Here is a 12,690-nt window from a genome sequence, read left to right as displayed (position 1 = left end):
TAGGTGTATAATGGACTCATGCAAAATAATGAAGAACTAAATAAGTCTGCTTGGAATAGTGAGGTTATTAAGCATAACTATTGGACTAAAGCAGTTAGTCAAGAGCAAATAGAAAGAGCTAAAAATAAAGATTTAACACTTCCATTTTTAATTACTAAGCCAATGAAGCAGGAATGGATTAATGAGCTTGGTAATAAGCTACTATTAGCTGCAGCAGGAGGCGGACAGCAGGCACCTCTGCTTTCAGCATATGGAAAGGATGTAACACTGATAGATATTTCAGATTTACAGCTTAAGCAGGATGAGTATGTAAAGCAAAGAGATAAGCTAAGCTTTAAGATAATACAAGGCTCAATTAGCGATCCTCTTCCCTTTGAAGCTAACTCCTTTGATGGAGTAATTAACCCAGTTAGTATTAATTTTATAAAGTCTCCTCTACCATTTTATAAAGAGGTTCATAGAGTATTAAAGATTGGTGGAGCCTTTATTACAGCCTTTGCAAACCCTGCACTATATATGTTTGATATCAATAAGCTTGAAAGAGGTAAGATGAAGATTAAATATACACTTCCCTTTGATGCAGATATCTCACTATCTGAAAAACAAAGAGAGAAGCTTATTAAAACCTCTGGAACCTTTGAGTATAGCCACACACTAAATACATTAATTGGCTCACTAATAGATTTAGGCTTTGCTATTACAGGCTTTGACACCTCCCCTAGTGACTTTGAGCCTATAGATAGCTATTTAAATGAGTGCTACTTAGCTATTAGAGCAATTAAACAAAGCTAGTACTGGCTTTTCAAAATCAGGTCCAAAGCAATGATGAGAAATTAGATATTTCAAAATATCATCTGTTGACTTACAGCTTTCAATAGCATTTGAAGCTATGTGTGTTTTAGCCTTCAATATTTCTTCATCATTACCAATGAATAAATCAATAGCTCTATCAATGTAGCGCTCACTAATTAAAATAGGCTTTACATCAAGCTCACTAACTGCTGCTAATAGCTCATCTATCATATAGTCATCACATTCATGGCTAATGAAGATAGCTTTTATATCACCATGCTCTTTAAGAATATCTAAAATCTCAGCTCTATCTAGCTTTTTATCATCATCCCTTATTGAAGAAGGATCAAAGAGGATAAGCTCTTCAATAAGAGTATTTAGTATTTTCTCTCCTTCACTATCTAAAGTTATCCTTGAAAGTAAGCAGACTTGAGGAATTTCCTTTCTCAAATTTCTAACATGCTGTAAGGCACTATTATCCTTATATGAAGCTTCACCATAAATAACTAGCAATTAACACTTTCCCCTTGATAAATAATTTACTTTTCAATAATAATCTATTTGTGAAACTAAAAAAACTCCAATGGATTAGAAAACCTGAAAAAGTAAAGATAAGCTCCTCAAGGAGCATGATGATAGAAACTACTCATGACTGTGCTCTTTGTTATACATTTGATGCACCTGAAAGAGTTGATTTAAATATTAATTCAGATTCTTTAGTCTATGGACTAGGTATTATATTTAATACTGATCAAGGAATGAGCTTAGTAACAGATGGTCAAAGGCTCATTAAAAAGCTTTCCTTTATGGGAATAGAGGAAAAAACATATATTAATTTAGTTGATAAAACTCACTTTTCCTTTGAAAAGAAGGAGGACACTGTAAGCTTTTATAATGGTAATGAGGAAATTGTCTCTCTCTCCTTTAAGCCTATAGAGCAAAGTGTTACTGTTGCAATTCTTCTTTTTGGAAGTGGAATAGCTAACATTACATTCTAAATTTGTTCACATACTTTTTTTATTCTGTTACAATGCTTCAATAAATAAATTCACCCAAGGGCCCCTTTGAAAGGGCAAGGAAGGTTAATATGGAAGAAATTAAAACTACAGAGGATCGTCCATTAAACTTTATCGAAAAGATAATTGAGGATGATTTAGCAAACCACCGTCTACCTAATGACACAGTCGTTACACGTTTTCCACCAGAACCAAATGGCTACTTACACATTGGACATATTAAGAGTATATGTCTTAACTTTGGTCTTGCTGAAAAATACCATGGTAGATGTCACCTAAGACTCGATGATACAAACCCAGCTAAGGAGGATATGGAGTACATTAACTCTATTAAAGAGGATATCCATTGGCTTGGCTTTGACTGGGGTAAACATGAGTACTATGCTTCTGACTACTATGATCAGCTATTTGAAATTGCAGTTAGATTGATTAAGGAAGGAAAGGCATATGTTGACTCTCTCTCAGCTGAGGAGATGAAGGAGTATAGAGGAACTCTCACAGAGCCTGGTAAGAACTCTCCAGATAGAGATAGACCAATCGAAGAGAACCTTAGACTCTTTATGGAGATGAAGGAAGGAAAGTACCCTGAGGGTGCTTATACTCTTAGAGCAAAGATTGATATGGCTAGTCCAAATATCAATATGAGAGACCCTGCTCTTTATAGAATAAAGTACGCAACTCACCCAAGAACAGGTGATAAGTGGTGCATTTACCCAATGTATGACTTTACTCACCCTATTTCTGATGCAATTGAAAATATTACACATTCAATTTGTACACTTGAGTTTGAGGACCACCGCCCTGCATATGATTGGGCAACCTCAATCGATGGTATTGAGCACACACCTCATCAATATGAGTTTGCAAGACTTAACATTAACTACCTCTTAATGAGTAAGCGTAAGCTCTTATACCTTGTAAACAATAACTTTGTAACTGGCTGGGATGACCCAAGAATGCCTACCATTAGTGGTGTTAGAAGAAGAGGCTATTCACCAGAGTCTATGAAGGATTTTGTCGCAAGAGTTGGTGTTGCTAAGGTTGAGGGTGTTGTTGATTACTCACTAATGGAATTCTGTGTTAGAGAGGATTTAAATAAGAGAGCAGAACGCTTAATGGCTGTTCTTGATCCTCTTGAGATCGAAATCGATAACTACCCAGATGGAAAGGTTGAATACTTTACAGCTGAAAACAATGTTGAGGATCCTAATAGTGGTACTCATGAAATTGCATTCTCTAAGCACCTCTATATCGAAAGAGAGGATTTTATGGAGGTTCCTGTAAAGGGCTATCATAGATTATATCCAGGTAATGAAATTAGATTAAAGTACGCTTATTACATCACTGCACAGAGCATCGAGAAGGATGAAAACGGTAATGTAATCAAGGTACATTGTACCTATGATCCTGAAAGCCGTGGTGGAGATACTCCTGATAAGAGAAAGGTTAAGGGTACTAGCCACTGGGTATGCCGTGATATCTGTACAGTTGCTGAAGTAAGACAATATGATAAGCTATTCAAGAGTGAGTGCCCAGGTGCTGAAACAGGTAACTACCTTGATGACCTTAATCCAGATTCTCTAGTTGTAATTCCAAAGGCTTATATTGAGAAGGAAGCTGAGAACGCGAAGGTTGGTTCCTACTTCCAATTCATTAGAAATGGCTATTACTGTGTTGATTCTAAGGATAGTAAGCCAGGTAAAATGGTATTCAATAGAACCTGTACACTTAAAGATAGCTGGGCTAAGCAAAAGGCTAAGATGGGAATTAAGTAATATTTGGGAGTCGCTGACTCCCAATTTTTTTCTTTTAAAAAAAACTCTATTTTGTTATTTTAATAATATGAATCCATTTTTTGATATCCATTTTCATGTAATGACCTTTAAAGAGCCAAATCTTGCAGCTTTTTTATCATCCCTCGATAGCTCTCCAGCTTCTTTATTACAAGGTAATATTACAAAGGATTATATCTTAACCTTAAATGGAATATTAAAGGGACAGCTATTTTCACAAATTGAGAATACTCTTACAGCTTTCTCTCGTCCTATCGATGAGACCTTTCATATGATGGAGGATGATTTAAAAGGAAAGTATAGAAAAAGCAATAATAAAGGAGAGTATCCTTCGGTGCCATATATTAGAGACTCAAAGCTATATTTCCGCTCTCAAGCTTATGACACAATAATCCTATCTCCGCTATTAATGGATTTCTCTCAAACACAAAGTAATATCGATAAATTATATTACTCATTCCCAGCCTTTGATAAAATTACACCATACGCACTCGACACGATAAGTGCAATTAATAAGTACTATGAGGATGAAAATTCATTATTTGAGTTTTATCCATTTATAGGAATAAATCCAATTGCACATTCATATGAGTTTTTAGTAAACCACCTATCAAGGTTTGTAGATATAACTCACACTATGCATCCAAGACATAAATTAAATGATAGTGAAAGAGTTTTCTTTGGAGTAAAGCTATATCCACCACTAGGCTTTGATCCATGGCCACAGGATAGTAATGAGCTTAAGAAGGTTAGATATCTATACTCATTTTGTGAGAAAAATAGAGTCCCTATTATTACTCATTGTGATGATCAAGGCTTTAAAGGGATTAATCCTCTTGAAGCTTGGAAATTTACAGATCCAGCATCGTGGAAAACTGTATTAGAAAACTATCCAAAGCTAATTATTGATTTTGCACATGTCGGTAGACAATATGCAGTAAATAGTGGATCAAATATAATTGAAAATGTTCACTCAAGAATTAAGAGACTTCCTCAGGGAGAGTGGTTCTATACTCTTATGGATATGATTAATGAATATGATAATGTCTATAGTGACATCTCATTCACAGGCTGCTATAAGGAGTTCTATATCCAATTTCTTAACTATTTAGATAGTATAAGTTTAGAAAAAAGAAAAAAAATTGAAGATAGAATTCTCTTTGGCTCTGACTTTTCTGTTAACCTATTAAGAGTAGAGAGCTACTTAAATTATTACTACATATTTGATTCCTCTCCTCTTTCAGATGAATTTGTACATAAAATAGTATCAACAAATCCAATGAGCTTTTTAGGACTAAAGGAAAAAGAAGAGGTCAAAAAGAAAGGAATGCTATCATTCTTTACAAAAAGATTACCTAACTCCAATTCTTCTAGTTAATGGCCATGCAGCTATTGCTGTTATTGCCATTAATATAAATGCAATAAAGTATGCACTCTCAAAGCTATAGGCTGATACAAGCTTACCAATTACAACAGGTCCAAGACTCATTCCAATTCCATAAATAGCTTGGTATGCTCCCATCGCTGTTGATCTCTTTTCTTCACTTACACAGCTAACAACCATTGCCATTAATAGACCATTAATAATTATATTGCCAAAGCCAGCTAGGATATTTGCTGCTATATAAACTATAGGACTCTTTACAAAGCCAATAATAATTGCAGCAAAAGCTAAAAGAGAAAATCCAATAAATAGTGATTTCCCCTTCTCATTTTTAACAAGAAGCTTCTTACCAACATATGGAGCTACAATTACCTGTATTAAGGTAAAGGAAAGTGAAATAACACCAATTAAAAATGATGAAGCACCAAGCATTTTTGCTCTTGAGCTAGTAAATGCAAATACAGTTCCCTGCATATAGAACTGCATCATTATAGCTAAAGCTGATGATAGAATTACTTGTGGATTTCTAATAACCTCAAAAGCATGCTTAAAGCTAAATCTCTCTCTATTAATCTTTATAGGCTCTAAGAAGATTACAGCAATTACAGAAACAACACCTGTTAGGAAGGAACAAAGTAGAGGTATTTTATATCCCCAGAATGATGCTGTTAATATTCCTAAAAAAAATGCTAATAGCTTTCCTCCATTTGAGAAAGCATTAACATTAGTCATAGCTCTAACACTCTCATCATCCTTATAGTAAGCGTTGTATAAAACACTAAAGGCTAACCATGTTGATGCCGCTAAGCCTGCTAATACACGACAAATAATAATTGTCACAAAGGAGGTTGCAAACATTAAAAAGAATGATGATAGAGTTGTTGAAAGAGCGCCAAATAAAATAGTTTTTTTATAGCAGGAGAATGCATCTGTAATCATACCAATTGGAATACGAGCAAATATTTGGGTAAACCCATAAACACCAGTCATGAAACCAATCAAAGTAGCTGAAAAACCCAAGCTATCTAGATATGGAGCAAAATAAGGGGCATGACAATACTCACTTGCCCAAAAGAATACCATTGCAACACATAATAAATCTCTTGATTTCTTTTTATCCATTATCATTCTCTCTATAATAATCCTGCCCTTTCAGGCAGGATAAATATATTTTATTTTCTAACAAGAATTCCAGGACGTATGAAGGTAAAGTCACCAACCTTTATCGTAGTTTTTGGAAATAGTACAGGTCTAGTAACAGGGATAATCTTATCCTTAGCAGCTATAACTGTATCTTCACTCTTAGTTCCTGTTATTGAAGGGTTCCAGCAGAAGGCTTGGTTTTCAGCGATTAAGCCTGGAGTATCAAAGCCAACGCGATAATCTCTACCCTGATAACCAATAGGACCACCCTGGTGGTGCTTATCAAACTCACCATCATATCCAAGTTCGGTATATTTAGCCTTACCCTTTTCAAGAGCACTTACAAAACTTTCACCAGGACGAGATGCAGCCATATATGTGCAGTCAATTACTTGGTTATCATAATATTGCTTCTTCTCTTTCTCTGTTGGCTCATAGAACCATACATATCTAGTAAGACATATTACAAGACCATTTCTTCTGAAGTTTCCTCCAATTTGAACTCTTCTTTCAACCTTCTTGCTTGTTGGGAGAGCGTGACGATATAAGCTAATTCTCTCATCTGCAGCAACCATACATGATAATATTTCAAGCCCCTTAGCTTCCATTTTACCCATTATTATTCCTGCTATCTCATATTCGCTCATACCAACCTTAATTTCCATAGCAGATTCTTCCATGCAAATTGATGCATCCTTACCAATTTCTTGGTAGCGCTCAACCTCTTCAGCTGTTAGAGAAAATCTTAAAAGCTGTAGCTTCTTTGAAATATCACCAGAAGTATCTAAGCCAAGCTTTTTAGAAGGAACTAGCTCATCTAGTGTTCTCTTTTCAAAGCTATTATCATGCCAAAGACCAAAGAGAACCTTAAAGCCAAGCTCCTCAAGCTTTTCTTCATTAATCATTCTTGGAGCTTCAATATTATTAGTAATAGCATATAAGCTATCAGATGTAACTAAGAGTCCACAGTTACCAACAGCACCCATACCTACATAGTTTCTACCACCACAGGTAAGCCATGCAAAGTTATCCTGGCCCTTAATATAAATTCCATCGAGAGCTTCATTTTTCATAAGAGCTCTCACTCTTTCAAGCTTAATTCTTAATTCGTTATTCATTTTCCCTCCTTACCTACTTTCCTTCTTATCTTTAATATTCTTTATAACTGAGAATACAATTATAACAAGAGATAAGATTAAGAATACACAAGAAATAGGATGTGTTACAAATGTTGACCAGCTATTTTCAGATAGAATCAATGCTCTATTGAGATTTGATTCAGCAATAGGACCAAGTACAATACCCAATACTAAAGGAGCACCTGGGTATCCAAACTTCTTCATACCGAAGCCCAAGATACCAAAGCAAATAGCAATTAATACATCAAATAGGTTATTTGAATTACTGAAGGCACCAACTATACATAGTGCTGCAATAATTGGTAGTAATACTGTCTGAGGTATCTTTAAAATACTTGGAGAAACCTTAGCACACCCTAATCCTGTTAATAGCATGATAAACTGGATTATAATCATACCTGCAAGAATTGCATAAACAATAGTAATACCTTCAGGCTCAACGAACATCTGAGGACCTGGTCTAACACCAATTAAAGTAAGCGCACCAAGCATAACACTAGTTACTGTATCACCTGGGACACCTAAGCAAAGCATAGGAATTAATGCACCACCAGTTGTACCATTATTTGAAGCCTCAGGAGCTGCAATACCCTCTGGAACACCTGTTCCAAATTGATCTCCCCTCTTTGATATCTTCTTTGCAACCTGGTATGCTAAGAAACAGGAAATAGCTCCACCTGTTCCAGGAATAATTCCAATAAAGACACCAATGAGACCACCAACTATAGCAGAAACAAGTAATGCTGAGAAATCTGCTTTAGTAGGAATAACTCTTCCAACTCTTTGGCTAGCTGCAGCACCCTCTCTTTCTCCACCCTTCTGTACAATTGTAAATACTTCACTTAATGCAAATACACCAATTAATACTGGGAGTAGCTGTAAGCCTCTCATTAACCTTACATTACCAAATGTAAAACGATCTATACCAGCTACTTGGTCTACACCAACTGTAGAGATTAAAAGACCAATAAAGCCAGCGATCAAACCCTTAACAGTATCTTTACCTGTACTAGCCATGATTGAAAGACCAAAGATAGACAAGGCAAAGAAATCTGGACTTGTAAAAGATAGTGCTACCTTAGCAAGCTGAGGCGCAATAAGTGCAAGACATATAGCACTTACTAATCCACCGATAAATGAGGAAACAGCGGAAATTCCAAGTGCTCGTCCGGCATCTCCATTTTGAGTCATTGGATATCCATCTAAGAGTGTTGCTGTAGCTGATGGAGTTCCAGGAGTGTTAAGTAGGATTGCGGAAATTGATCCACCATACATACTTCCACAAAATAGACCACAAAGTAATAATAGAGCTGCACTAGCATCAATCTTATATACTAAAGGTAGCAACAAAATAATTCCAGTTGAACCACTTAAACCTGGTAGAGCTCCAATTACTACACCAGCAACAGTTCCAAAGACTGCCATCAAAAAGTTAAAAGGCTGTAATACATTAATAAATCCTGCAATTAAATTAGCAAACATATCATAGCCTCCATTAACCTAATATTCCACGTGGAAGGAATATCATAAATACTTTTGTAAAAAGTAGATATACTACTACTGTAAAAATAATTGCTATAACTGCACCCTTTACCTTTTTCTTATAACCAAAAAGCATAAATGAACCAAATAGGAAGAATGGTGTAGTTAATAGATACCCAATAGGCTTCATTAATTTATAGTAAGCAAAGGTTGCTACTACCATAATTAATGCGCGAAGTAAAAATTTTCTATTTATCTCTTTAAATGCTATTAATGGAATTCCTTTGCATGACACAACAACACTAATTAGCTGTATAACACCTAAAATAAATAGTATTGTACAAATAAACTTTGGATAATCACCTGGACCAATACCTTTAGTAGCTCCTGGCATCTTATCTGCTGTCATATAAAGGAAAGCTGAGAGTGCAATTAAAATAATAGAGATAATAAAATCTGCAGCTTTTTTTGTATCCTTCATTGTTGTCCCCTAAAGAAAAGAGGGAAAGATGCCTCCTTCCCCCTTTACTACTTAATAGTTAATTCTTAAAGAGTTGCAGCGAGCTCAGCGAATCTCTTGTCTTCGCTCTTCATAAATGCTGTTGCCGCCTTAGAATCCTTATAAGTTACTTCAACACTTAATGATGTCATTGCATCAACAAACTGAGGATCTTCACAGCACTGCTTGAAAATATCAGCGAGCTTTTCAACGATTTCATCTGGAGTTTCCTGTGGAACTACAACTGTTCTCCACTGTGGAAGTACACAATCAACACCACATTCTTTACCTGTAGGAACCTCTGGAAATGCTGAATATCTATTTTCAGAGAATACTGCTAAGATTCTGAGCTGACCATTTTGTACGTTAGCAATACCTTCTGGAGCATTAGCCATAACACAATCAACCTCACCTGCTAAGAGACCTGTAATAGCTGGGCCACCACCAGAATATGGAACGTGTGTTAATTCAATACCAGTTTCCTTCTGGAAAATAAGAGCTGCTAAGTGGTTACCACCGTTTGCACCAGCGTTACCACAAGTTATCTTACCTGGATTAGCTTTAACGTCAGCAAGGAAATCCTGTAATGACTGGTACTTGCTATCTTCTCTTACTACGAGGTAGTTGTAAGATGAAACAACCTGACAAACTGTCTTAAATGTGTCTGCACCCTTGATAACTGTCTCTGAAAGGTGTGTCTTAGCCATTGAAGCATTGTTCCAGTGCATTACTGCATAACCATCAGCAGAAGCATCTAAGAATTCAACTGCACCTGTAATACCAGAAGCACCAGGAACATTCTTAATAATCATTGTCTGTCCATTAGCATACTTTGGGAATACATCAGCAAGAGCTCTAAATACGATGTCTCCACCACCACCTGCTGACCAACCTACTGTTGCTTCAACAGTCTTTGATGGGAAAGAAGCTGCTTCTGATGCGCCCTGTGCAAAAAGCCCAGACATCAATACTGCTGCCATTAGCAGAACCAATAAACTTTTTTTCATAATTTATCTCCTTTTAAATAATTTCAAACCTTAACGACCTTACCACTCTTAGAGCTTTCATAAATTGCTGTGATAATCTTTACAGCCTCACTAGCACTTTCAGCACTAACAGCTGGTTCTCTCTTTTCAATAATTGCTGATGCAAAATCATTAAATTGCTTCTCATGACCAAGTGTATTAATTGCCTTTGGATCACTTGCTCCGCCACCAGCCTTAGTCATATTCTCAAAGCGCTCTCTAATCTGGGCATCCTCAGGTCTTTCATTCTTAAAGCTCCAAACCTTTAAGGACTCCTCCTCAAGAACTACAGAACCCTCTGTTCCACAAATTTCAATCTTCTTTAAAAATCCTGGATAAACACTTGTTGAACCTTCAATTACTCCAAGAGCTCCATTTTTAAACTTAACTACAGCAACTCCAGTATCCTCAACCTCAATTCTTTCATGAGCAAGTGTTGCAGTAAATGCTTGAACCTCTTCAGCCTTTCCACAGAACCACTGAAGTAAGTCGATTGCATGTATTGATTGATTCATCAACGCACCACCACCATCAACCTTCCAGGTTCCTCTCCAAGCACCAGAATCATAGTACTCTTGGCTTCTAAACCACTTAACCTGTGCATCACAAAGTGTTAATCTGCCAAATCTATTTTCTTCAATTGCCTTTTTAATTAGCTGAGGTGCATCATAGAATCTTGACTGGAAAACACCTGTAACATAGACACCCTCTTTTTTTGCAGCATCTATAATCATAGCTTCTCTTTCTGGTGTTATTTCCATTGGCTTTTCGATAATTACATGTTTCTTATGCTTAATAGCAGCAAGTGCTGGCTCTAAATGATACCCAGAAGGAGTTGCAATAGTAATTGCTTCAATCTCAGAGTCTGATAAGAAGCTCTCTAAATCATCATAGGCCTTACCCTTTCCATGTCTTTCACAGAAAGCCTTAGCCTTACCCTCAACAGCATCAAATGCAGCGATAAATTCACAATTTTCATTATTTTCAATTGCAATAAAATGGGTCTCTGCAATTACACCTAATCCGATGATACCAAAACCTACTTTTTTCATCTCCTTTTGCTCCTTTAATTCTAGACTAACACATATTTCTAATTAGTCAATCAATTTTACAAAATATTTTTGCTACCTCAAAACCATCCATAAATACTTTTATTTCTTGAATATTAAGCTTTCGTAATCTAGAATTAATTATGCGGTTCGAAGATCTAGAATTTGTAAACTTTAAAAACATAATTGAAGCTATTCAAAATATAGATAGTCCCTCTAGAGCTAATGTAGCTAAGGTATTAGGGTTATCAAAAACGACTGTATCATATGTAGTTTCTAATCTAATAGAAAAAGAAATTGTAGTTGAAACTGAGGCAGAGGATAACGGAAAAAGAGGACGCCCAGGACTTGGCTTAAAATTAAATGAAAAAAGATGGAGCGCTATTGGAGCCAGCTTTGATTCAAATAGATGGAGCTATGTAAGAACAACTCTAAGTGGTAAGGTTATTTCTAAAGAGCTAGGTGAGCTAGTAGAAAACCCTACTCCTGAAACTATGATAGAATCTCTTGTTAATGAAATTAAGAAGCACATTAACGAGATTGATGATTATACACTTCCAGCTATTGGCTTAGGCTTACCTGGTATCGTTGATACAATACAAAACAAAATAATAATTGCAAACGACCTTAAGTGGCATAACCAAGTTAATATCGGCGAGATAATTGAAAATGAATTAAAGCTTAAGGTTTTCTCTGCAAATAGATTTACTGCTGCAGGTCTTGCTGAGTTTAGATATGCAAATCCTAACAATGAGAAGAATTTAATCTACATTGGACTTGGACATGGTATAAGATCTGCAATTTTTATTGATGGTCGCTTACTTCAAGGTGAAACCTTCTCTGCAGGAAGAGTTTCACACATAGTTGTTGATGAAAATGGTCCACTTTGTGACTGTGGAAAACGTGGATGCCTATTAACTGTTGCAAATAGTGAAGCGCTTGAAGCAAAAGCAAATGAATTAAGAAAAGAAAAGAAGTATCTTTCAAGTAGACTTAATAGCGAAAATATTAAAATCGATTCAGATACTATATGTCGTTTAGCAGATGAATATGATAGCTGCGCGATGGCAGCCTTAGATTCTATTGTTGTTCCTCTATCAAAGGGGCTTGGAGAGATTTGTGATATAGTTAATCCGAAAAAGCTCATTATTGGAGGACAATTAGGCTCCTCATCTCAGTATCTAGTTTCAAAGCTAAGAGAGAATATGGAATCAAAGATGAGCTTAGAGCTCCCTGGAAGCCACATTCAAGTTGAACAGGCAAAATTAAGAGAATTAGGCTCTGCCTTAGGGGCAGCTTCCTTAGTCTTAGAAAATAAGGCTGAGCTTTTATTTGAAATGTAAAAAATAGGCAATAGCAAATTGCTAC

12 protein-coding genes are annotated in these 12,690 nt (G+C 36.0%); 5 read left to right on the top strand and 7 right to left on the bottom strand.

Annotated features, from left to right (window positions below; translation table 11 throughout):
• Positions 1–18 precede the first annotated feature (18 nt).
• Positions 19–792, top strand: a complete 774-nt coding sequence (locus tag FYJ80_RS01120; protein ID WP_154424282.1) for a class I SAM-dependent methyltransferase — start codon at positions 19–21, stop codon at positions 790–792.
• On the opposite strand, the gene FYJ80_RS01115 is transcribed toward FYJ80_RS01120, so the two are convergent.
• The gene (locus tag FYJ80_RS01115) at positions 763–1,305 is read right to left on the bottom strand and encodes a hypothetical protein (RefSeq protein WP_154424281.1); all 543 of its coding nucleotides are present in this window, start codon (positions 1,303–1,305) and stop codon (positions 763–765) included. The genes FYJ80_RS01120 and FYJ80_RS01115 overlap by 30 nt on opposite strands.
• A 116-nt stretch (positions 1,306–1,421) precedes the next feature.
• Here FYJ80_RS01115 and FYJ80_RS01110 point away from each other — a divergent pair, with 116 nt between their 5' ends.
• The 3 genes from FYJ80_RS01110 (at position 1,422) to FYJ80_RS01100 (ending at position 4,979) form a co-directional block, all read left to right on the top strand.
• Positions 1,422–1,790, top strand: a complete 369-nt coding sequence (locus FYJ80_RS01110; RefSeq protein WP_154424280.1) for a hypothetical protein — start codon at positions 1,422–1,424, stop codon at positions 1,788–1,790.
• 89 nt (positions 1,791–1,879) lie between these two features.
• Positions 1,880–3,583 carry a glutamine--tRNA ligase/YqeY domain fusion protein gene (locus FYJ80_RS01105; RefSeq protein WP_154424279.1) on the top strand — a complete coding sequence of 568 codons (1,704 nt, stop codon included), beginning with the start codon at positions 1,880–1,882 and terminating at the stop codon, positions 3,581–3,583.
• A gap of 67 nt (positions 3,584–3,650) precedes the next feature.
• Complete coding sequence (locus FYJ80_RS01100; protein ID WP_206360900.1) at positions 3,651–4,979, top strand: amidohydrolase family protein; 1,329 nt, start codon at positions 3,651–3,653, stop codon at positions 4,977–4,979.
• Here FYJ80_RS01100 and FYJ80_RS01095 read toward each other — a convergent pair.
• From FYJ80_RS01095 to FYJ80_RS01070, 6 genes are all read right to left on the bottom strand, one after another.
• A complete protein-coding gene (locus tag FYJ80_RS01095; RefSeq protein ID WP_206360899.1) occupies positions 4,953–6,107 on the bottom strand; it encodes an MFS transporter in 1,155 nt (384 codons plus the stop codon). The genes FYJ80_RS01100 and FYJ80_RS01095 overlap by 27 nt on opposite strands.
• 50 nt (positions 6,108–6,157) lie before the next feature.
• Positions 6,158–7,246, bottom strand: coding sequence for a M24 family metallopeptidase (locus FYJ80_RS01090; RefSeq protein ID WP_154424276.1), 1,089 nt, complete (start codon positions 7,244–7,246; stop codon positions 6,158–6,160).
• A gap of 9 nt (positions 7,247–7,255) precedes the next feature.
• The gene (locus tag FYJ80_RS01085) at positions 7,256–8,749 is read right to left on the bottom strand and encodes a tripartite tricarboxylate transporter permease (protein ID WP_154424275.1); all 1,494 of its coding nucleotides are present in this window, start codon (positions 8,747–8,749) and stop codon (positions 7,256–7,258) included.
• Between the two features lie 13 nt (positions 8,750–8,762).
• Positions 8,763–9,230 carry a tripartite tricarboxylate transporter TctB family protein gene (locus FYJ80_RS01080; RefSeq protein ID WP_154424274.1) on the bottom strand — a complete coding sequence of 156 codons (468 nt, stop codon included), beginning with the start codon at positions 9,228–9,230 and terminating at the stop codon, positions 8,763–8,765.
• A gap of 65 nt (positions 9,231–9,295) precedes the next feature.
• On the bottom strand, positions 9,296–10,255 hold the full coding sequence (locus FYJ80_RS01075; RefSeq protein WP_154424273.1) for a tripartite tricarboxylate transporter substrate binding protein: 960 nt from the start codon (positions 10,253–10,255) through the stop codon (positions 9,296–9,298).
• Between the two features lie 23 nt (positions 10,256–10,278).
• Complete coding sequence (locus tag FYJ80_RS01070; RefSeq protein ID WP_154424272.1) at positions 10,279–11,325, bottom strand: Gfo/Idh/MocA family protein; 1,047 nt, start codon at positions 11,323–11,325, stop codon at positions 10,279–10,281.
• 140 nt (positions 11,326–11,465) lie between these two features.
• Here FYJ80_RS01070 and FYJ80_RS01065 point away from each other — a divergent pair, with 140 nt between their 5' ends.
• Entirely contained in the window at positions 11,466–12,665 is a 1,200-nt protein-coding gene (locus FYJ80_RS01065) for an ROK family transcriptional regulator (RefSeq protein WP_154424271.1), read from the top strand.
• Positions 12,666–12,690: the final 25 nt, after the last annotated feature.

Source organism: Bullifex porci, assembly GCF_009695635.1.
Lineage (GTDB): Bacteria > Spirochaetota > Spirochaetia > Sphaerochaetales > Sphaerochaetaceae > Bullifex > Bullifex porci.
Note: the sequence above shows the minus strand (reverse complement) of the source record. Positions and strands in the feature narration are given on the sequence as shown.

What these genes read in the sequence shown, in the direction of transcription:
- FYJ80_RS01120 (WP_154424282.1), top strand. Translation starts at nt 19, where the DNA reads ATGCAAAATAATGAAGAACTAAATAAGTCTGCTTGGAATAGTGAGGTT.
- FYJ80_RS01110 (WP_154424280.1), top strand. Translation starts at nt 1,422, where the DNA reads ATGATGATAGAAACTACTCATGACTGTGCTCTTTGTTATACATTTGAT.
- FYJ80_RS01105 (WP_154424279.1), top strand. Translation starts at nt 1,880, where the DNA reads ATGGAAGAAATTAAAACTACAGAGGATCGTCCATTAAACTTTATCGAA.
- FYJ80_RS01100 (WP_206360900.1), top strand. Translation starts at nt 3,651, where the DNA reads ATGAATCCATTTTTTGATATCCATTTTCATGTAATGACCTTTAAAGAG.
- FYJ80_RS01095 (WP_206360899.1), bottom strand. Translation starts at nt 6,107, where the DNA reads ATGGATAAAAAGAAATCAAGAGATTTATTATGTGTTGCAATGGTATTC.
- FYJ80_RS01090 (WP_154424276.1), bottom strand. Translation starts at nt 7,246, where the DNA reads ATGAATAACGAATTAAGAATTAAGCTTGAAAGAGTGAGAGCTCTTATG.
- FYJ80_RS01085 (WP_154424275.1), bottom strand. Translation starts at nt 8,749, where the DNA reads ATGTTTGCTAATTTAATTGCAGGATTTATTAATGTATTACAGCCTTTT.
- FYJ80_RS01080 (WP_154424274.1), bottom strand. Translation starts at nt 9,230, where the DNA reads ATGAAGGATACAAAAAAAGCTGCAGATTTTATTATCTCTATTATTTTA.
- FYJ80_RS01075 (WP_154424273.1), bottom strand. Translation starts at nt 10,255, where the DNA reads ATGAAAAAAAGTTTATTGGTTCTGCTAATGGCAGCAGTATTGATGTCT.
- FYJ80_RS01070 (WP_154424272.1), bottom strand. Translation starts at nt 11,325, where the DNA reads ATGAAAAAAGTAGGTTTTGGTATCATCGGATTAGGTGTAATTGCAGAG.
- FYJ80_RS01065 (WP_154424271.1), top strand. Translation starts at nt 11,466, where the DNA reads ATGCGGTTCGAAGATCTAGAATTTGTAAACTTTAAAAACATAATTGAA.